This window comes from Aminithiophilus ramosus, assembly GCF_018069705.1.
Classification (GTDB): domain Bacteria; phylum Synergistota; class Synergistia; order Synergistales; family Aminithiophilaceae; genus Aminithiophilus; species Aminithiophilus ramosus.
On the sequence record NZ_CP072943.1, the window covers coordinates 167702 to 188103 of the forward strand.

General features: G+C 68.3%; 12 protein-coding genes and 1 pseudogene. All 13 read right to left on the minus strand.

The window, feature by feature from the left end:
* Window positions 1–82 precede the first annotated feature (82 nt).
* The 13 genes and pseudogenes from KAR29_RS00725 to KAR29_RS00780 all read right to left on the minus strand — a co-directional run bounded on the left by KAR29_RS00725 (window position 83) and on the right by KAR29_RS00780 (window position 20252).
* Window positions 83–1744, minus strand: coding sequence for a glycoside hydrolase family 3 protein (locus tag KAR29_RS00725; protein WP_274373744.1), 1662 nt, complete (start codon window positions 1742–1744; stop codon window positions 83–85).
* Between the two features lie 99 nt (window positions 1745–1843).
* Window positions 1844–5299: a lectin like domain-containing protein gene (locus KAR29_RS00730; protein ID WP_274373745.1), complete on the minus strand. Its 3456-nt coding sequence runs from the start codon at window positions 5297–5299 to the stop codon at window positions 1844–1846.
* 65 nt (window positions 5300–5364) lie between these two features.
* Window positions 5365–5439, minus strand: a pseudogene (locus tag KAR29_RS13990) (MYXO-CTERM sorting domain-containing protein); the annotation flags it as partial.
* 57 nt (window positions 5440–5496) lie between these two features.
* Window positions 5497–6741 (minus strand): MFS transporter, encoded by a 1245-nt coding sequence (locus KAR29_RS00735; protein WP_274373746.1) that lies wholly within the window; start codon window positions 6739–6741, stop codon window positions 5497–5499.
* Entirely contained in the window at window positions 6738–7862 is a 1125-nt protein-coding gene (locus KAR29_RS00740; RefSeq protein WP_274373747.1) for a LuxE/PaaK family acyltransferase, read from the minus strand. Before KAR29_RS00740 ends, KAR29_RS00735 begins: the two co-directional genes overlap by 4 nt.
* Window positions 7859–9340: a GNAT family N-acetyltransferase gene (locus KAR29_RS00745; protein WP_274373748.1), complete on the minus strand. Its 1482-nt coding sequence runs from the start codon at window positions 9338–9340 to the stop codon at window positions 7859–7861. Before KAR29_RS00745 ends, KAR29_RS00740 begins: the two co-directional genes overlap by 4 nt.
* Window positions 9337–11979 carry an acyl-CoA reductase gene (locus KAR29_RS00750; RefSeq protein WP_274373749.1) on the minus strand — a complete coding sequence of 881 codons (2643 nt, stop codon included), beginning with the start codon at window positions 11977–11979 and terminating at the stop codon, window positions 9337–9339. The genes KAR29_RS00745 and KAR29_RS00750 overlap by 4 nt, the downstream gene beginning before the upstream one ends.
* A gap of 338 nt (window positions 11980–12317) precedes the next feature.
* Complete coding sequence (locus KAR29_RS00755) at window positions 12318–13622, minus strand: HD-GYP domain-containing protein (RefSeq protein WP_274373750.1); 1305 nt, start codon at window positions 13620–13622, stop codon at window positions 12318–12320.
* A 119-nt stretch (window positions 13623–13741) separates the two neighbouring features.
* Entirely contained in the window at window positions 13742–14626 is an 885-nt protein-coding gene (locus KAR29_RS00760; protein ID WP_274373751.1) for a YitT family protein, read from the minus strand.
* Between the two features lie 86 nt (window positions 14627–14712).
* Window positions 14713–15192: a glycine/sarcosine/betaine reductase complex selenoprotein A gene (gene grdA / locus KAR29_RS00765; RefSeq protein WP_274373752.1), complete on the minus strand. Its 480-nt coding sequence runs from the start codon at window positions 15190–15192 to the stop codon at window positions 14713–14715.
* 256 nt (window positions 15193–15448) lie between these two features.
* Complete coding sequence (gene phoU / locus KAR29_RS00770) at window positions 15449–16159, minus strand: phosphate signaling complex protein PhoU (RefSeq protein ID WP_274373753.1); 711 nt, start codon at window positions 16157–16159, stop codon at window positions 15449–15451.
* Between the two features lie 5 nt (window positions 16160–16164).
* Complete coding sequence (locus KAR29_RS00775) at window positions 16165–17760, minus strand: Na/Pi cotransporter family protein (protein ID WP_274373754.1); 1596 nt, start codon at window positions 17758–17760, stop codon at window positions 16165–16167.
* A gap of 332 nt (window positions 17761–18092) precedes the next feature.
* Window positions 18093–20252: a methyl-accepting chemotaxis protein gene (locus KAR29_RS00780; protein ID WP_274373755.1), complete on the minus strand. Its 2160-nt coding sequence runs from the start codon at window positions 20250–20252 to the stop codon at window positions 18093–18095.
* Window positions 20253–20402 lie beyond the last annotated feature (150 nt).

Genomic DNA, 20402 nt, shown 5'->3' on the forward strand with positions numbered 1-20402 from the left:
AACGCGCGTCAGGCCGACGACAGACGCTGGGGCCGCCTCTCCCACGTCCCCGGACGCCTCCTTCTCCGAGGGCCCCTTCCCCTCAGAGGTCGCACCCGCCTCTTCCGCCCAGGCTCTGGAGGCCCCAGCCGCGGGGATAGAGCCCGGGGAGGTCCACGGGCAGCTTTCCCCGCGGGACGATCTGCCCGGCCAGAAGGCGGGCCAGGGCTTTCAGCGTCGGGCCGTCATCGCCGTAGGCGGCGACGGCGGCGGCCGTGGCGGGGAGCGCCGTCGCGTCGTAGGGGCCGCCCAGAGAGAGAAGGATCAGCCTTTTTTCGCCCAGGGCCCGGAGGAAACGGGCCAGCTCCGGCTTGCGGTTCACGTCGTAGGCGGCGACGGCCACGAGGGGATGGCCCTCCAGAGCTCGGACGAGAGTGTCCTCTTCCTCGGAGGAGAGCTCCGTCCCGTAGGGGAGGGGGTCGAGGAGGGCGAGGCCTTCCGTCAGAGGCCGAAGCCGTTCGGCCCGGTCCTCGGGATAGAGGAGGGGCAGCGCGCCTCGCAGGGGGAGGGAGCCGTCGTTGCAAAGGAGCGTCAGGGCGCCCTCGGCGATCTCCCGGGCCAGGGTCTCCCGTTCCTCCGTCGCCGTGGGCCCGAAGGTGCGGGGTCTGGCGTCGGAGAGGAGGCCGAGCCTCTCCTTGGCCGCGACGATCCGCCCCAGGGAGGTCTCCAGGGCGGCCCGCTCGAGCCGTCCCGACCGGAGAGCCGCCACGATGGCCTCGTGGGCGTCGATCTGTTCCTCCGGCTCGTGTCCCCTGTCGGCGCCGAAGATGAGAAGATCGACGCCGGCTGCCAGGGAGCGCAGGGCCGATTCGACGATGCCCCACTGCCTGTCGAGGGCGCCCATGCCGAGGGAGTCGCTGATGACGAGTCCCGAAAAGCGCAGTTCCTCGCGGAGGAGACCGTGAAGAACGGCTCGGGAGAAGGTGGCGGGGATGTCGTCCGATTCCAGGGCGGGGACGACGACGTGGGCCGTCATGATGGCCGGGACCCCCTCTTCGATCATCCGTCGGAAGGGGACGAGCTCGACGGCCTCGAGGCGCTTCCTGTCGTGGGGGATACGGGGGAGGCCCAGATGGGAATCGACGTCGGTGTCTCCGTGGCCGGGGAAGTGCTTGGCCGAGCAGAGGACGCCCGTCTCGGCGAAGGGAGCGACCCAGGCCGAGGCCAGACGCCCCACGTCGGCGGCGTCCGATCCGAAGGAGCGGACGCCGATGACGGGGTTGGCGGCGTTGACGTTGACGTCGGCCACGGGGGCGAAGTCGACGGTGATGCCCAGCTCACGAAGCTGCTCCGCCGTGGCCCGGGCCGCCGCGGAGGAGAGATCGGTCCTGTCCGCGGCTCCCAGGGCCATGGCTCCGGGGAAGACGGTGACGCCTTCGGTGAGGCGGTTGACCCGTCCCCCCTCCTGGTCGACGGTCACGAAGGGAGGCAGAGGCCAGGAGGCGGCCCTGGCCTGGAGATCGTCGACGAGACGGGCCACCTGGCCCGGGCTTTCGACGTTGCCCGCCGAGCTGTAGAGGATGACGCCGCCGGGACGGATCCGGTCGAGGCGGAGCCATGTCGTCTCGTCCAGCTCGGCTCCGCGGAAGAAGACGATCATCGTCTGCCCCGCCAGCTCCTCGTCGGTCAGGGCGGGAAGGGCCGAGGCGGCTCCCGTGCCGATCAGAAGGGCCAGAAAAACGGCGGCGAAGGTTCTGCCTGTCATGAGAAGCCTCCTCGTCAGAAGGGATCGGAGCGTCGGGAAGAAGAGGTCGCGGCGGGGGCGGCCGGGTCCGGGCTTGCGGCCCGGACCCGGCGCCGGGGGCTATTTCCCGCGGCGGGAGAGGAGGGCGGGAAGGAGAAGCAGCAGGGCTGCCGGAGCGGCCCCGAGGGCGCAGCCGCCCGAAGAGCCTCCCGTCGCGGCGGCCTCGAAGTGGACGGGCACGAGGGGATCGGTGAAGATCCCGTCCTCAGCCCCGTCGTGGACGAGGAAGTAGCCTTTTCCGTCGACGGTCAGGGTCTGGACCGCCGATGACCTGTCGGCGGGGAGGGCCCGGTCGAGGAGGGCCAGGCGGAAGGAGACGGAGAAGGACTCCGCCTCCTCGGCGACGGAGAAGAAACGGTTCCTGTCCGCTCCGGCCAGAGTGACGAGGTCGAAGGCCAGGTCGTCGTCGAGAACCTTGACGAAGCGGAGATGATCGAGGAGGTCGGCCGAGACGGCGTCGAAGGGCAGGGCGTCGCGGTCGATGCGGATCGTCAGGGGAACGAGGGCGATATCGGCATCGGCCTCGAAGGAGAGGCCGAAGGGGGTGCCCACCGACGTGGCCTTCCCTGCCTCGCCCGTGCCTTGCCGGAGGCCCTGGGTCAGCTTCTCGTCGTCGATGTCGGCCGAGGCGACCTTCAGGTTGTCGATGGCCGAGGGCTGACGCAGGGTCGTCACGTCGATTCCCGCCGGGCCTTCGGCGCCGCTCAGGTCCGTCGAGACGATGACGAGGCCGGCGATGGAGAAGAGATCGCCGCTGGCCGGGGAGAGCTCGCCGATCTGGCGGAGTCCTCCGTCGGCGATGAAGGTGCGGACCGACGAGGCGACGACGCCGCCGAACCCGTCATCGACGGCGAGCTTCCAGAAGCGTCTCCCGTCGGCGTTGCTCAGGGCGTAGCCGGTGGCGTCGGCCGAGAGGGGGACGATGTCGTCGTCGGTCAGGGCCTCTTCGGTGCCGAGGTAGAGGACGTAGGTCAGGGCGTCGCCGTCGGGATCGTCGTAGCGCCAGCTCAGTCTGCCGTTGGCGGGGATGTCGACGGCTCCGTCGGCCGGAGCGCGGCTTGCCTCGACGGGAGGCCTGTTGGCCGTCTCGAAGACCTTGGGCGTTCCCGTGACGGTGCCCACGTTTTCGACGACGGCGTCGACGGTGACGGTGTAGGTGCCGTGGCCGACGAGACCCTTAAGGAAAAGTTCCGTGGCCGTCGTCTCGCCGCGGAAGACGACGGTTCCCTCGGCATCGCGGACGGTGACGACGTAGCTCACCGTCTCGCCCGCGCCTAGCCCCTTGGGAGGCTGCCAGGTCAGGGTGAGGCCTCCGTCGGGGATGACGATTTTACCTCCCTCGAAGGAGGGGTTCTTGAAGTCGATGTCGCCGGAGGCGACGGGATCGAGGGCAACGCGGAAGGAGGTCCGTTCCGACAGGGCACTTCCTCCCCATCCGTCGTCGGCCGAGACCTGCCAGAGGTAGATCGCTCCGGCGTCGAGAGGTTCCGTCCAGCTGTGGGCGGCGCCCGTTCCGGCGTCGGCCGAGAGGATCCTTCCCGACTCGTCGGTCAGGTAGAGGACGAAGGACAGGCTGTCGCCGTCGCCGTCGTCGGCCGTCCAGGAGAAGGTCGGCTCGGCGGCGACGTTGAGGGCTCCGTCGGCGGGCGCGTCGTTTCTGACGGAGGGAAGGGCGTTGAGGGTCGTGAAGTTGCGGGCGTCGCTCTTCGTGTCCAGCTCCGGCTTGTTCTCGACGCGGGCCGTCACCCACCAGCGGTAGATGGTGTGTCCCCTGAGGGGCTCCTGTCCCGAGGGCCAGGCGAGGGTCGTCGTCGTCAGGCCTTGGGCGATGGGGAAGCCGCCGATGAGCACGTCGTAGACGACCGCCCCCTCGTCGCTCGAGACGGCCTGCCAGGAGAAGGAAGGCGTCAGGGAGACGTCGTCGGCGTCCGTCTCGGGGCTCAGGAGGGTCGGCTTGGGCAGATGTCCGACGGGGCCGTCGGCGAAGGCCTTGAGGCAGACGTTGGCCGTGGCGTCGACATCGGTCAGGTCCGTCCAGGTCGTGCCGTCGACGGAGACGAAGCTTTCTCCCCGAGCGGCCGTGGCCTTGTCGGAGTAGCCGCGGCTCCTGTTCTCGACGGCCACGGGGTAGTCGTAGCCCGGCGTGGTCAGATCGACGACGATGGAGAAGGTCGTTCCCGCCGCCACGTCGACGGGCTCGTCGAGATGGATCGTGTGATAGCCCGGGGCCTCCAGCGTGGCTCCCTGGCTGTCGATGACGCAGAGCCCCGAGCGGGGAGCTCCGGCCTCGACGCCGGTGTGGACCGAGATGTAGGCCACGTTGTCGACGCCTCCGGCGTAGAAGGCGACGGACTCGATCCGTCCCTCCTCGGCGGCGGTGAAGACGTTGGCCATCCAGGCCCTCTCCCCTCCGTCCGCGGCGGGCGAGTAGGAAGTGACCCAGCCCAGAGGGTCGTGCTGGTAGATGCGCTCGAAGGCGTCGACGGTGGTCCCGATGTAGACGGCTCCCGTGTCGAGGGCGGCGTCCTCGTAGGAGAGGTAGAAATAGCCCCCGTCTCCCCAGGAGTCGCCCCAGCTGTTCTTGACGATCCAGGCGCCGTCCCCTTCGGGCCTGTTGAGGGCGTTGAAGTTCTCCCGCGAATAGGTGTCGTCCCAGCCGACGACGGTGACGGCGTGGTTGGCCCAGCCGACGGTCAGGCCGTCGGGGTTACCGGCGGGGATGAAGGCGGCGCTGGTGGCGCTGTTGAAATAGGGCGAGAGGTTCCAGTTCCCCGTCTGGGGATCGCTGGCGTAGACGCCCACCGAGGCGGCTCCGTAGAAGGCGACGGCCCTCTTGATGTTCTCGACGCTGGCCTTCTGGTAGCGCGTGCCGCTGTCGTAGTAGAAGTTGTAGACCGTCTCCAGGCGCCGCGAGAGCGGCGCGGCGCCGTCGGGGATCTCCTCGTAGGGGGCTTCCGTCTCGTCGACGGCGCCCGTCCCCCGGGCCAGAAGGGCCGTGGCCCGGAAGTCGTCGCCGCCCTGGTCCATGAGAGTCTGAAGGGGCAGGGTCGCGGCGACGTCTTTGAAGCCGGGAAGTTCGGGCGACCGGTCGACGCAGCCGAAGTATCCCAGGTGCATCTCGGCGTAGTCGGGGCTGGCGATGCCGGCCCTGAGGGCCGTCGACTCCAGCGAGGCCATGGCGGAGAAGGTCCAGCAGGAGCCGTAGGGAGCCTGATCGCGGACGGGCGACGACAGGCCCGATTTCCTGAGGTCGAAGGTGGCGGGGAACCAGGCTCCCTTGTCGCCGGCCGAGGTGAAGAGGCTCTTTCCGGCCAGGTGACTCAGGTCGACGGGAGAGGGGGTGCGGCCCCCCTCGGTCCTGGCCGTTCCCTCCGAGGTCGCGCGGGCCTGGTCCTCCACATAGGCGACGAAGGCGGGGTTGGGCGGGGCGAAAGCCCCGGCCCAGGCCGCCAGAGAGGAAAGCAGCAGCAGGAAGAGGGCGAAAAGGGAGATCCAGGACAGACGGTGACGCGGCATTCTCGAACACTCCTTTCGATGGATGGATCGTCTCGGACCCGAGGGCCCGGATGGAGTCGGCGCGGTTACCGGTCTCTGCGCAGGAGGAAGAGGAGGGGAAGGCAAAGCAGCGCCGCCGTCGGCGTTCCCGCCGCACAGCCTCCTCCGGATGCGGGGGCAGCCTCTTCTGGCGTCGGGGCCTCGGGCGTAGGCGCCCGTCAGGGGGTGTCCTCCTCCTCTTCGTCGGCGTGGGGCAGGCGCAGGGCGGCCAGGGCCAGGATCAGGGCCCCGGCGCCGTTGGCGACCAAGAGGAGGGGGAGGGACAGGAATCGGTTGGTGAGGCTGAAGAGGATGAAGGCCAGGGGCATGACGGCGTAGCAGATCGTCGTGAGGAGGGCGAAGAAACGCCCCTTCACGGCGTCGGGGACGATCTTCTGGAAGAGGGCCGGCGCCGTGGCGTTGACGGTGCCCAGGCCGAGTCCCACGGCGAAGAGGGAGAGGGCCATGATCTCCCTGTGGCCGACGACGCCGAAGAGGATGATGGCGGCGGCCGAGAGGAAGAGTCCTCCTGCGATGCGGCCGTAGGCGCCGGAGAAGGGGCGGAGGCTGAAGAAGAGGGCCGAGAGGAGGGCGCCGAGGGCCAGGGAGCCCTCGAAGAGCCCCACCCAGAGGGGGCCCTCGCCGAGGATGAAGCGCACGGCCAGGGGGATGGCCAGGAGGACGGGGGAGAAGAAGAAGTTGAAGGCGCCGAAGACGGCCAGGAGAAGGGCCACGGGGCGGTTCTCCCCGAGATAGGCGAACCCCTCGGCCATGGACCGGCCCCAACTCGGCCGGGGTCCCGGGAGGCGAGGCGCCGCCAGGTCTGTTCTGATGGACAGGATCAGGGCGAGGGAGAGGAGGAAGGTGGCGCCGTCGAAAAGGAAGGCCCCAAGCGAGCCGAGGGCCGCCAGGGCCGCCCCTCCCAGGGCGGCGCCGATGACGGCCGAGAACTGGAAGGCCGTCGAGTTGACGGCCGCCGCCGCCGTCACGTGCTCCCTGTCGGTGAGGGCTTCGAGGGAGCTGTTGGCGGCGGCCTCGAAAAGAGGCATGAAGAGGGAGATGGAAAAGACGAGAAGGTAGAGGAGGGGCAGGGAGAGCCGTCCCGCCGCCAGCAGCGCCGCCAGGAGAAGGAGAAGGAGGAGGCGGACGACGTCGGCGCCGACCATGCAGTTCCTGCGGTGGAAGCGGTCGGCCAGAGTTCCCATGAGAGGGCCGAAGAGGACGATGGGGATGACGGTCACGGCCATGAGCAGCCCAAGATGAAGGCCGCTGTCGGGCCCGCCGGAGCTGACGACCCACCAGGCCAGGGCGATGGAGAAGAATTTGTCCCCTATGGCGGAGACGAAGCGCCCGGCGAAGAACTTGCGGAAATCGGGGAAGAGGACCAGCGGGTGGCTCCTTCCCCTGAAGGAGGGACCCGTCATGAAAGGGCGGCCATCCTGTCGAGGATCTCCTGGGCGGCGATGGCGCACCCCTTGTGCTTGTGCGTTCCGCCGCGGCGGACGGAGGCGATGTAGGTCCCGGGCAGGCCGCAGGGACAGTCCTCCTCCAGGACGGCCACGTCCGTCGCGAGGAGGGACTGATTGGGCTGGGCCTCGTTCCAGGGGGAGAGGAGGAGGAGCTGTCCCTCCTGTCCCATGGCGAGGGGACGGTGCGTCAGGGGGTCGACGACGGAAAGGCGCGAACAGGCCGGCACGTGGTGGTGGCCGAAGGAGCAGGCGCCGTAGGGAACGCCGTGTTCGGCCATGCCGAAGACATCGCGGACGTTGGCGGCCGGGAGGCCGCAGCTCGACTGGACGAAGAGGGCGAAATCGGCCTGTCTCATGGGCTGACCGGCGTGATTCTTCCAGCCCCCTCCGGCGATGACGAAGCTGTCGGGATCGACGGACAGGTCGGGCTTGAGCCTTTTCGCCTCGGCCAAGGCCCGATGCATGAAGGCGGGAAAGCCCAGGAAGCGCAGAGGGCCGTCGGAGGCGAGGTCGATGAGAAGCCGCGCCGTGCCGTCGACGTCGAAGGAGAAGGTCCCCGAACCGTCGCGCTTCAGGAGCCAGTGGACGCTTCGGGCCGGGGCGCAGGCCATCTTCTGCTCCGTGCTCCAGCTCGTTCCCACGTCGGCTGCCTCGGTCCTGTCGTAGCTGAAAAGAAGGTAGTGGGCCGGGCGGGGCGAGTCGAAGCCCAGGGCGGCGAAGATCTTCCGCGACAGAGTCTCCATTCGGGCCAGACTGGGTCCGTCGAAGTGGAGCTGCGTCCTCTGTCCCGACGTCCCCGAGCTGGTCAGGGTGAGCACCACCGATTCGGGGGCGACGGAGAGGAAATCGTTGATTTTCAGCGTCCCCACGTAGAGGGGGGGCAGGGCCAGGGCGTCCTCGACGGAGGCGATGGCGGCGGGGTCGAAGGCCTTGGCCTCGTCGAGAGCCCTCAGAAAGGGGTGGATCGCCCTCTGTCGCAGGACGTTCTCGCGGAAGGCCTCGACGAAGAGCCCGTCCGTCTCCCGAGGCGGCAGAAAGGGGTTTTCCAGGGAGCAGAGCCGTTCCAGGGCGTTCATGAGAGAGCCTCCTCTCGCTTTTGGGCCAGGGGCCGGATGTAGTCGACGAGGCGCTGTCCCATCTCCCCGGCGACGACGACGGAGTCGAAATCGACGGTGCTGCCGTTCAGGTAGATCAGAGCCAGCCTGTCGCCCCGTCGGCCGGGCAGGAGGCCGCAGAAGAAAAAGCCCCGTCCCTCCAGGGCCGCCGCCAGCTCGGGTGCGGCCTCGTCCTCCAGGTTGAGGCGGACCAGGATGGCGTCGATGCGGCGAAGACAGAACTGGCGGACCAGGTGATGGAGGTGCCCCCCCGCCGTCTCCGAGGCGGCCTCGTCGACGTCGATGACGGCGGCGTTGATGTCCTCGATGATCTCGGCCCGCGTCCGCCCCGGCCCCGTGCCCGATTTGGCCCGGCCCGGAGCGAAGGTTCTCTCCAGTCCCAGAGCGGCGTAGAGCTCGGCCAGGAAGGGCGCGTGGGCCTCCGGGAGGTGGACGGTCCGCCTCTCGTGGTCGGCCAGGGGGAGGTACTGGCAGGCCAGGCTCAGACGCCGGGAGCTGCACCCGGCCAGCTTGCGGAAGTTCATCGACGGCGCGAAAAATCCGGCCAGGAGGGCGCTGTACCGGAAGCCGCGGGAGAGGGCCGCCTTCTGAGAGGCGCCGTGACTCGTCACGGACTGGACGAAGGCGCCGCCGTAGCCGCGGCGGCGTGCCTCGTCGATGAGGTGATCGGTGAGCTCTTTCAGGAGGTTCCGGCCTCTGTAGCGGGGCTTGACGAAGGCCATGCCCAGCTCGACGCCGTCGCTGCCCTCGGTGATTTCCAGGGCGCCGTGGCCCAGGATGTCGTCGTCGGAGACGGCCACGAAGGAGGCGATGTGGCCCGTGCGGTTCAGCTCGACGACGCGCTCGGGGTAGTAGAGGTGGCTGTTGGGGTAGGAGTAGCCGTAGGCCTCGTAGGCGCAGCGGGCCACCTCGATGGCCTCGTCGGGCCTCATGGGGCGGATCGTCCAGGCCAGAGGGCCCTCGTAGACCGTCACGGGCGTTCCGGCGGGGCGGCTCTCGCCCTCGTCGGCCACGGAGCGGTCCGAGAGGTACTTGACGAGGCGCGTCTCCTTGCCCTGAGGGCCCAGGTTGCGGAAGGAGACCTCGTCGGCCAGGTTGCGCATGAGGAAGAGCCCCAGGCCCCGGCGGGGCGTCTCGTCGGCGTCGCGGGGGGCGCTGTAGGGGGGGACCGATTCGGGCGCGTAGGGAATGCCCCGGTCCGCCACGGTCAGGGCCAGGCCCAGGGGGACGGCCTCGACGGTGACGTCGAAGGTGCCCTCCTCGCCCTCCTCGTAGGCGTGGTGGAGGACGTTGGCGACGGCCTCTTCGAGGGCCACCTCGATCTCGCCCAAAGCCTTTCCCTCGAAGCCTCGGCCTTTCGCCGCCGCGGCGACGAAGGCCTGGAGGGGGGGGAGGACGGCCATTTCGTTGGGCAGGGTCAACCTGGCGGGTCGTCTCACTCGGGAAGCCTCCCGTCGACGATGCGGCGGATCTTGCCCGTCCGGGCCACCCGCTCCAGCGACTGGGCCGGAACGAGGGAGACGGACAGCTCCTCCAGCTCCCTGTTGCGGGGGTCCCTGTAGACCTTGGCCCTCTCGACGATGGCCTCGAGGATGGCCCCCTCCAGGGCGCCGTCGCCGACGAGGCTCGCGTCGAGGACCTCGACGGAGAAGGTCACCTTCGCCTTCGTCCCCAGAGGGGCGACGCCGATCTGGAAGTCCGACGAAAGACCTCGGAAGGGTTCGAGGGCCTTCTCGACCTCCTCGACGTAGAGCTTGCCGAAGTGGACGCGGACGTAGTCGCCCGTCCGTCCCAGAAGGCGCAGGCGGGGCCAGTGGCGGCCGCAGGGGCAGGGGCCGTCGACCCAGGCGGCCCGGTCGCCGATGCGGAAGCGGATCAGGGGATGGAGCTCCCGCGTCAGTGTCGTGGCGACGATCTCGCCGTCGACGATCTCCGTGTGGCACCAGTCCTCGGCGACGTGGAAGACCGTCGGGTCCGTGATGGCCTCGCAGGGGTAGCCCATGGGGCCGATTTCGACGGCCCCGTAGAGGGGTGAGGCGAGAGTGGAACAGCCGAAGACGCGCCGCATCACCTCGCGGCCCGCCTCGGGCAGGGGTTCTCCGGTGAAGTAGACCTTCTCGATCGATCCCGTCCAGCCCCGGCGCAGGGCGGCGTCGGCCAGGGCCAGAAGGGCGCTCGACATGGCCATGACCGCGTTGGGACGGTGTTCGTCGAGGAGAGCCAGCGTCTCCTCGGGAGACTGGTTGCAGGTCATGGAGAGAATCTGGCAGCCCGTCTCCTCCAGAGCCCTGTTGAAGGCGAGAAAGCCCGTCCAGAGGGCTCCGGCCCGGAGCAGGTTCGCCACCCGGTCGCCCCTCCCCAGCCCCATGGCCCGGAAGCCCTCGCCCGTCACCTTTCCCGAAAAGGCGAACTCCTCGGGCGTCCAGAGGACGTAGCGCGGCTTGCCCGACGTGCCGCCCGAGGCGAAGACGTAGAAGGGGGAGGCGGGATCGGTGATCATCGCCATGTCGGCCGGCGGACAGTGGTCGACGAGATGGCTCTTCTCCAGAAGGGGAAGCTCGGCGAAGGCTTCGAGGCTTCGCAGAGGCAGTTTCACCCCGGCCAGGTGGCGGGCGTAGAAGGGGGCCCTCATGGCCTTGGCGACGACGGCGTTGAGGCGCGACAGGAGGAGGGCCTCCCTGGCTCCGCCGCCGACGCGACTCTGGCCCAGCAGGTCCGAGGGAAGGTCCTCCCTGTTGACGAGGCGGACCAGTTTGAGGGGAATGTGGACGCCGTCGTGAGGGGCCGTCCCGTCGAAGCCCAGGCCCATCGTGCCGGGCTTGCAGAATCGGAGGACGCCCAGGGAGGCCAGGGATTCGACGAGGGGCTCCAGTCTCCGTGGGGGGGCCGCCACGCCCGCCGTCGAGAGGTACCAGGTCATCCCCCGGAGATTGCCCCTCGTCAGGTCCTCCAGGTCGTCGACGGCGTTGACGTAGATCGTCCGGTTCAGCGGCGAAGGGATGATGTCGGCGCCCCGTCCCACGAGGACCGTGTGACTCCCTCGCTTTCCCTCGAAGAGGCTGCCCTCTCCGTTGAAGGCACGCCACCGGGCCTGCTCGCGCTCCTTGCCGATCTCGACGGCCTCGTCGAGATCGATCCGCCCCGGCGGAAGGGTCAGGGAGAGAGCCTCGAGGGCGTCGAAGAGGCGTCGGGCGAAGGGCTCGGCCGCCTCGGGACCGCCCTCGACGAAGAGATTCTGGCAGCTCGTGCAGGCCCGCTGCTCCCAGAGGCAGACGTCGAGGGCGAAGCCCCGTGCCGCCTCGTCGAGGGCCTTGTCGGTCAGGCCCGAGGCGACGACGGCGAAACTCACCTTGGGGCCGAAGGCCAGAAGCTCCGTCTGGGGGGCCAGGCCGCTCTTGTACTCCCGGACGGCCTCCTCGCCGCCGAAAAGGAGGATGGCGTCGAAGGCGCCTCCCTTGACGAGGTCCGTAACGGCCTGATTGGAGCGGCTCCAGTAGGTGAAGGCCAGATGGGAGCTGATCTCACCGGCCTCCTCGGCCTCCATGAGGGCCTCGAGGAAAAGAAAGGGAAAGACCATGTCCTGGCGGGAGAGCTTGAGGATGTTGACGTTCTTCGTGATCAGTCCCAGAAGGAGGGAGTCGATGGAGCCGAGGAAGATGTTGCCCGCCGCTACGTGGCAGATGGATCCCAGGGGGAGGGCCCGGGCCGAGCCGCTCCGGGGCAGCTTGACCCAGTGGTCGAGGGTGTAGGGATCACCGAGACAGGTGAGACGCTCCTTGAGGAAGTCCCGCGACAGCAGCGTCGACAGGGCCTCGGTGGCCCGCTCGACGAGTTCCGGCGAGTAGCCCGTCACGTCGGGCATGGCGTCGAGAATGCGCCTCCTGTAGGGGCCGGAAGGGTCCGTCAGGAGCCGGCCCGTCCTCTCCAGAGCCGTCAGAATCCGCTCCAGAGGTACCCTTCGGAAGGAGGCCGAACGCTCCCTCAGGCGGCCCGGGTTGAGCCAGCGCCGGGCACGTTCGAGAGGCAGATCGCCCCCCCTTTCCCAGGTTCCGAAAAAGAAGTGAGCCTGCTGATCCATCCTTACACCCTCCTCTGCCGAATAAAGACGAGTCCACGGCGCAACGGACATGGACTCATTTTAAGCCATGGGCTGAGGAGAGAGAAGTGGACGGACTTGAGTCGGCTGTCCCTTCGGCGCTAAAGAATTTTGCCTCGACGGGAAAGGGGAGGTGGAAAAAGACCGCAGGTTTCTGGACGGCGGGAAGGGACGTCACCCTCCGTCGTGGAGGATGTGTCTCCGCGGACATCCCTCCCGTCCTTAAACGCAGGGACGGGAACCGGAAGGATCCCGCCGAAGCGGCGCGAGGGAGTGGGGGCGGCGTCAGAGACGCCTTTGCCGTGGTCCTGCGAAGGGTGTCACTGTCCGGCGGCTCTTGTCGCCGTGGCGCGGAACTTGTCGAGGGAGGCCATGAAGAGCTGATCCCAGAGGGGGAGGGCGCAGGCCAGGGAGAGGGGGAGGGCGCCGACGAGGGAGAGGGGGAAGGTGTCGGAGAAGGGGGGACGCTGCCTGGAGACGTCCTCGACCATCTTGCCCACGAGATCGTCGGGGCCCGTCGCCCCCAGGGCGATCTGGGAGCGATCGCGAAGGACGAAGGTCTCCCCGGGCAGGTAGCGCCCTCCGCTGAGAAAGGCGGCGACGACGAGGCACTCGGGCAGAGACCGCCTTCCCGTCAGGTCGCCGGGGGAGCGGACGGAGGCGACGGAGCCGTCCTTCAGGAGCAGGAGGCTTCCGACGGGGAAGGAGACGACGATGCGTTCCATAAGGGGCACCAGGTCGGCGTCGAACTGGTGCCCCGCCTCGGACGCAAGGATCTCCAGCGCCTCGAAGGGGAGGCGGGCCCGTCGGTAGGGACGGGAGGAGACCATGGCATCGTAGGCGTCGGCGACGGAGACGACGCGGACGAGCCGGGGGATCTCTCCCCCGTAGAGGGTCGCTCCCTTGGCGAGGCCGTACCCCCCTCCGTCGGGCCGTTCATGGTGGAAGGCCACGATGGCCCGCACCATGGGCATGACGAGCTTGTAGGGGCGAAGGAGATCGACGCCCTTCTGGGGGTGGAGGCGCATGAGCTTCCATTCCTCTTCGTCGAGAGGGCCCTCCTTGTTGAGCAGGGCAGAGGGGAGAAGGGTCTTGCCGATGTCGTGGAGGACGGCGCCCATGCCGAGGTTGAGCCGGTCCTGGAGATCGAGCTTTTCGAGGATGCCCGATTCCCAGGCCACCCGGGCCAGGGAGAGGGAGAGGAGCATGACCGACCAGGAGTGTTCGTAGGTGTAGGCGTCGTAGTTGGAGAGGGACCGGAGCTCGGCGAAAAGGGGAGCCTCTCCGGTGAAGAGGGCGTCGACGACGGCCGACGTCTGCTCCATGATGTTGGAGAGGAGCTGGGGCGACAGGGAGCGCCTGCGGACGGCGTGGACGACGAGCTTCTGCACGTCCTGCTTGACCTTGAGGACCAGCTTGGGCGAGAGGGGACCGCCGGGGTTCCACTCCTCCTCGTCGTCGGTGCGGACGCGGATGGAGACGATTCCGTGGCGGGTCATGGCATCCTTCAGCGCCGGCGTGACGACGGCGCCGTGGAGGACGAGCGGCAGGCCGTTGGCGGAGAGGATGTCCTCATCGACGATCCAGAGGGGTTGGAGCTCTTCAACGGGCAGGACGACGCGCACGACGGAACCTCCCAGGGGAACGATGTCTGTTCAAGATCCTACATGCAAGGGGCGGGTTTGGGCAAGTTGAATTTGGGCCCGGCAGGAGCGATCCTGTTTTTAATTTAAACACAATATCTTCAGATCTTCTTCCACTGCTTGAAGCCGCGGCCGACGACCTCCGAGGCGTCGGAGAGGATGACGAAGGCCCGCGGGTCCGTCCGGGCCAGGTGGCGCTTGAGTTCCACCACCTGACGGGGCGTGAGGACGGCCAGCAGGACGTCTCGCGGCTGGCCCGTGAAGGCCCCCTCCCCCTTCAGGACGGTGGCGCCTCGGTGGAGCTCCCTCATGAGATAGTCCTTGACCTCTCGGGGGTCGGAGGCGATGACGATGACCTGCTTGCGCATGTCGAAGGACTTGAGGCCGTTGTCGATGAACCAGGCGTTGATGTAGAGGAGGACCAGGCCGTAGAGCATGTTCTCCAGGCCGACGACGGGCAGGGAGATGGCGATGATGACGGCGTTGATGTAGAAGGTGAACTTGCCGATCTCGATGCCCTTCTTCCGTCTCAGCGCCGAGGCGATGATGTCCGTCCCCGCCAGGGAGGCGCCGGCGTTGAAGACCATGGCTCCTCCCGTCCCCTTCAGGGCCGCCGCGGCGACGACGAGAAGGAGCTTGTCCGTGATGGGCGGGGCCGGAAGACGGCTGAAGAGGTCGAGGAGGAAGGTGAAGACGACGACGGCGTAGAAGGTCCAGCCCAGGAAGCGCCGGGGGAGAACCTTCCAGCCGTAGGCGAAGAGAAGGGCGTTGAGGCCCCAGACGCCCAGCGAGGCGGGGATGTTCCAGATGTATTTGAGGAGGATGGCCAGTCCCGTGACGCCCGAGTCGGGGAGCCGGGCGGGGATGACGAAGAGGGCGATGGCCGCGGCGACGAGGGCGCTTCCGAGGGTCATCGACAGGACCGAAATCCAGTTCTGGTGGATGAAGGCCGTGCCCTTGAGCAGGGCCGTTCTGACCTGTTTCATGATCGTCTCTCCTTTGGCTGCGGCGGGACGCCGAAAAAACGGCTCCGAAGATCGGAGGCCCCCCCTTTGAAGGGAGGGCCTCGGCCCTAGAGGGCCTGAGTGCTGTGCTGCTCTCTGATGGCACGGACGGCCGAGGACAGAGCCTCGACGTCGAGAACCATCTCCATCATGCCGAGCTGTTCCTCCCAGATCTGAGGATCGACGGCTTTCTTTATGTCCGCTTCGAAGACGTGGTACACGGGGAGCCCCAACGGGACTCCGGCCAAGGGACCTGCGAAGGTGGGATCTCCGGCGCTGACGGTCTCGGCGTAGATTTCGGCGCCTTCGGCGTCCGAACTGCCGAGGATGACGACGACCTTGTCGGCGCCGAATTTCTCGGCTCCATCCTTCACCCTCTGCTGGTTCTGCAGGTCCATGGCTCCCGCGGCCGTTCAGACGAAACACTCCGTCACGGAGAAAATGACTTCGGCATCGGCGAGGGACTTGAAGATCTCCTCCATGGCGGGCCCGGGAACGCCGTCTCTTTCTCCCAACAGGATCAGCTTCTTGCCCGCGAACAGACTCATCGACGAACACCTCCTTTCCCCTGAGGATCTGTCTGCATCATAGGGGGGCCGACGGGAAAAGACAAGGAGCTTCTTTTGGAGCGAATCCGCAGGCTCTTCAAGAGGGACTCCGTCGGATCCACCGATTCGAGGGGTGTTCCAATCACCTCGCCGGTGCGGGGTCGAGGCAGCCGCCTCCGTCCTTCAGGCACCTTCTGGCCGGGCCGATGGACGTCCACCCTGTTTTTGCCTGCCGATCGGAGTTCGGAGCGCCCCTTCAGGGGGAGGTTCCCTTGATGCGATCGCCCGTGATCATGAAATAGGCCCGCTCGGCGATGTTGGAGGCGTGGTCGCCGACCCGTTCCAGGGAGCGGGCCACGAGGATGAGATCGGCCGCCTGGCCGACGGAGCCGACGGCGCCGCTGCGGGCCATGATCTCCAGCAGCTCGCTGAAGACCTGACGGTTGAGGTCGTCGATGACGTCGTCGCGAAAAAAGACGTCCCGCGCCAGGGCGACATCCTCGTCGCCGAAGGCCCGCAGGGCGTCACGGATCATGGCGACGGCTCCTGTGGCCATGCGGGGGATATCGATGAGGGGCTTGAGGAGAGGGGCTGAATTGAGATCGAGAGCTCTTTTCGCGATGTTGACGGCCTGATCGGCCGTCCGCTCCATGTCGGTGATGATCTTGAGGACGGAGAAGACGAAGCGCAGGTCCTCCCTCACGGGCTGCCTCAGGGCCAGGGAGCGGAGGCAGATCTGCTCGATCTCCACCTCCATGGCGTCGATGACGTCGTCGCCGTCGATGACGGTCCGGGCCCGGCCGTCGTCGCGATCGACGAGGGACGCCACGGCGCTCTCGACGGCCAGGGCCGTCGCTTCCCCCATCGCCTCGAGGCGTCGCAGGATCTCCCTCCGGTCGTTGTCGAAGAGGAGGTTGTCTCCTCCCTGCCTTTTTTCCTCTCTTTTACCGAAAAAGTTGAAAAGCACCTTCGTCAGGCCTCCTTTCCCGTCGCCGTCGAACGCCGCAGCGTTTCGCCCCGCACGAGTTCCATCGAGGCCCTGGCCAGCGAGGCCGAGGCGGCGAGAAAGCTCCAGGCCTCGATGCCGTCGGGGCTGTCGGGATGGAAGCCTCCGTCGGTCAGCTCGCTCCGCAGCGCCTCCTCTCTCTCCTCGTAGCGGCGGAGGAGGCCCGATGCCCGTCCGATGCCCTCGCGGTCGCCCAGGGCCAGTACGCCCAGCGATTCGCCGACGAGATCGCCCAGCGCCGAGGCGAAGCCGCTCCACGCTCGCCGTTGGGGCAGCAGGGCTGGCCCCGAGGCGGCGCAGAGAGGGGCCATGCGGCCGGCGACGATGTCGACGACCTCCTTCAGGGCCGCCATGGAGTAGGTCAGGGCGGCGTACTCGGCCCTGGCCGCATCGTCGTCGGGCGGCGTCATGGCGACGACGAAGTCCACGGCGCGCCGGGCCAGCTCGGGCGTCCCGGCCCGGAGCGCCTCCACCCGCTCCCCCTCCTTCAGGCAGTGGAGGGAGAGGAAGGTCAGCTCCTCGACGTAGTTGGCCAGGCCGATCATCTCGCGGGCCAGAAGGGAGAGGGCCAGGTGGGGATAGCGGGCCAGCTCGGGATCGAGGAAGCGGGGCTCTCCGATGTCCTTCCGTCTGCGGACGGCCCGGCTCTGGCAGAGGCGGCCGAGGCGCTCCGAAAGGGGGAGGAGGAGTCCCACGTTGATCCAGGCGACGAAAAACTGGAGCCAGGCGATCTGTCCCCCCGGAGAGGGGGTGATCCGCCCGGCCAGGCGGCTCAGGGGGGCGCAGAAGGGCAGGAGGGCGACGACGCCGACGACGCGGAAGATGAGGGTGCTCAGGGCCAGGGCGCGGGCGTTGTGGCGGCCTCCCTGGCCGGCGAGGAGGACCGTGGCGGCGTTGCCGATGCGAGATCCCAGGATGACGGGAAGATAGGCCCCGGACGAGAGGAAGCCGCCCGAGGCGAGGGCGATGGCCAGGCCGAGGACGGGGACGCTGCTCTGGAAGAGAGCCGTCGCCGCCAGGGAGAGGAGGCCCAGGAGGAGGGCGTTGTGAGAGGCCTCGAGGATCAGCTCCCGGAGGGCCTCCGTCTCCGTGAGAGGCCGCACTCCCTGGTCGATGAGGAACATGCCCATCAGCAGGAGGGCCACGGCCGAGGCGAGGCGCGATGCCGGGGCGAAGCGTCTCGGCCCGGCCCGCTCGGCCAGCAGGGCCAGGGCCAGAAGGAGGGGCGACCAGCGGACGAGATCGAGGCTCAGGAGGAAGACGACGAGGGTCGTCCCCACGCTGGCCCCCATCATGACGAGAAGCGAGCTGGAGAAGGAGAGGGCTCCCACGTCGACGAGGCCGACGGCGAAGGCCGTGGCGGCCGTCGTGCTCTGCGAGAGGAGGGCCATGACGCTGCCGAAGAGGAAGGAGAGAGGACGACTCCGCCCCATGGCCGCCGTGACGCGCCGGGCCTGGCCTCCCAGTCCCGAGCGGAAGGACTCGGCGCTGAATTCCAGACCGTGGAGGAAAAGGGCCAGCCCTCCAGCGACGAGAGCCAGGCTGAAGAGTCGCCCGTCCATCCTCTCGTCACCTCCCTCTCGGAATCTTCGACGCGACGACCATCGAGTCGCTAAATTGTAGCCACTCCGACGAGAGGGAACAAGGGAGGCGAGAGAACCCGAATCGGCGGGCAGGGGCAGGAACGCCGTCGCTCCGGCAGGGAAGAAGCCGGAGGGCCGAAAATCGGCCTCGAGCCCGCCCCGGCGCGCCGATTCGGGCGGGGTGCCCTGCGGCGGTGGGTCGGATGTCGTCCTGCCGGGCCGGCGGGTCAGGGTAAAAGAGGGGGTTCCCCTCCCTCGGGGAGGGGAACCCCCTCTTTCGGTCCTCGTGCGGCTTCGCGAAAGAGCTCCGCTCAGCGGCGGGGCGACGGCACCAGCCCCGACCGTTTCCCCTTCCCGTCGTCGAGGCGGAACTGCTGAAGCAGGTTGCGGATCCGCTCGGCGCCTTCGGCCATGGCCTGGGCCTCGTTGGCCACGCCCTCTCCGGCGTGGGCCAGCTCCTCCGTGTTGCGGCGGATGGCCTGGGAACTCTCGGCCATCTCGATGGTGCTTTGCGAGACGTGATCGACGGCCCGGGCCATCTCCTCGCTGGAGGCCGCCTGTTCCTGGGCGGCGGCGGCGATGGTCTCCATCAGGCCGTTGATCCGCTCCACGTCGGCCAGGGTGCGGTTCAGCTTCTCCTGGGCCTCTCTGGCCCTGCCCACCGTCGAGGCCATCTTCTCTCCGGCCCGACGGGCCCCCTGGGCCGACGTCTCGGCGCTCCCCTTGAGAGAGTCGATGAGATCGGCGACTTTGCGCGCGGCCTGGTTGGACTCCTCGGCCAGCTTGCGGACCTCTTCGGCGACGACGGCGAAGCCCCGTCCCGCCTCTCCGGCCCGGGCCGCCTCGATGGCGGCGTTGAGGGCCAGAAGGTTCGTCTGGTCGGCGATGGCCGAGATGGTCGTCACGAATCCGGCGATGGCCGAGACGGAACGGCTCAGATCCTCCATGCTCGTCAGCGAGGCGCTGCTCATCTGTCCCACGTCGGCCACGTCGGCGATGACGAGGCTGAAGGCGGCGACGGCCTCTTCCGTGGCGCGCCGCGTCATCCGCGAGGCCTCGGCGCCCTGGGCCGAGGACTGGGCGGCGCTCGTGGCCGACGAGGCGACCTCTTCGATGGAGGCGTTCGTCTCCTCCAGGGCGGCGGCGTTGGTCTCGGCCAGATCGGCCACCTGCTCGACGACGTGCTTGATCTCCGCCGTCGAGGCGTTGGACTCCTCGGCCAGGGCGGCGAGGGATTCGGCCAGACGGCCGTTCTGCTCGGCCTCGTCGAAGATGGAGGCGAGGGTCGCCCTCTGGGTGGCCACCATCCGGGCCAAAGCGTCGGCCATCTGGCCCAGCTCGTCTTTGGCCGTGATGGCGAAGTCGTCGCGGCCGATGGTGAGGTCTCCCTCTCCGGCCCGCTGGGCCAGGGCGACGACGGTCTGGACGGGGCGGACGATGGAGCGGGTCAGAAAAAAGACGACGAGGGAGAGGAGAACCATGGCGACGACGCCGGAGGCGATGCCGGCGGCATTGATGGCGTGGACGCCGGCCAGGGCGCGGTCCATGGGAACGGCCACCATGAGGGCCCAGGGGCGGTCCGTCTGGCCCGGCGTGAAAGGCGTGATCCGCGTCAGGACATCCGTCTTCATGGCCGGCGAGTAGGCCGTGAAGGTCATGGCCGTGCCTGACTCGATGTGGGCGAGGATGTCCCGCTCCAGGGACTTGTCGTCGTGGAAGTAGACCTTGCCCAGTCGCGAGGCGTCGGGGTAGGCCACGTAGGCGCCGTTGTTCGAGAAGAGGGCGGCGTAGCCCGTCTCGAAGGGCCTGATGGCGCCGACGCTCTCCTGGAAGGAGTCGAGGCTGAGGTCGATGCCGACGACGCCGAGAAACTTCCCCTCGGCGACGATGGGGACGATGTACTCGGAGATCATGACCGACTTCCCGCCGGCCTCCCAGACGGCGGGGTCGAGAAGGCGCGCCCGCCCGGCCTTTTTCGTCCCCAGATAGTAGTCCCCCTCGACGGGGTCGTCGTAGGCGATGCAGGGCTCAACCTCGATGGGGCCGTTGCTGCGGTGGAACCAGGGGATGTAGCGTCCCGTGCCGTCGTGGCCGGGCGCGCCGCCATGGAGGGCGTCCCGGCCGTCGAGGGCGTCGGGCTCCCAGACGGTGAAGGCGCCGAAAAACTGGGGATTTTCCTCGAGGACGCGGCGCAGCAGGCCGTCGAAGGCGGCCCTGTCGGCCTTGCCCTGTGTCCTGAGGACGGCGAAGGTCTCGGCGAGGAAGTGGGCGGCGTCGGCGGCGGCGTCGATCTCGGCCTTGACCCGGACGGAATGGTGGAGGACCATCTCCTGGGCCTCCCGGTACGTCGCCTCCGTCAGCAGATGACGTGCCCTGAAGGAGAGGTAGCCCAGGGCGGAGGCGAAGGTGACGGCGGCGATGGTCAGGATGGGAAGAAGCATCTTCGTGCGCAGCCTCAGTCTTTTAAACATGCAAATCCCCCCGTTCTCAGCTTGTGGAGGGGCGAATGCCCCGGTGCGTCGACCCATTTCCATCATAGGGCCCTAAGGAACCTCTGAAAAAAAGATCCGGCAAGCTCCAACAGTACCTCTTGGTGGCTGAATTCGTGCGCTGTGTGCCAT

Coding starts and splice junctions, on each gene's coding strand:
- KAR29_RS00730 (WP_274373745.1), bottom strand. CDS start 5,299: ATGCCGCGTCACCGTCTGTCCTGGATCTCCCTTTTCGCCCTCTTCCTG.
- KAR29_RS00760 (WP_274373751.1), bottom strand. CDS start 14,626: ATGAAACAGGTCAGAACGGCCCTGCTCAAGGGCACGGCCTTCATCCAC.
- KAR29_RS00735 (WP_274373746.1), bottom strand. CDS start 6,741: ATGACGGGTCCCTCCTTCAGGGGAAGGAGCCACCCGCTGGTCCTCTTC.
- KAR29_RS00725 (WP_274373744.1), bottom strand. CDS start 1,744: ATGACAGGCAGAACCTTCGCCGCCGTTTTTCTGGCCCTTCTGATCGGC.
- KAR29_RS00780 (WP_274373755.1), bottom strand. CDS start 20,252: ATGTTTAAAAGACTGAGGCTGCGCACGAAGATGCTTCTTCCCATCCTG.
- KAR29_RS00775 (WP_274373754.1), bottom strand. CDS start 17,760: ATGGACGGGCGACTCTTCAGCCTGGCTCTCGTCGCTGGAGGGCTGGCC.
- KAR29_RS00750 (WP_274373749.1), bottom strand. CDS start 11,979: ATGGATCAGCAGGCTCACTTCTTTTTCGGAACCTGGGAAAGGGGGGGC.
- KAR29_RS00740 (WP_274373747.1), bottom strand. CDS start 7,862: ATGAACGCCCTGGAACGGCTCTGCTCCCTGGAAAACCCCTTTCTGCCG.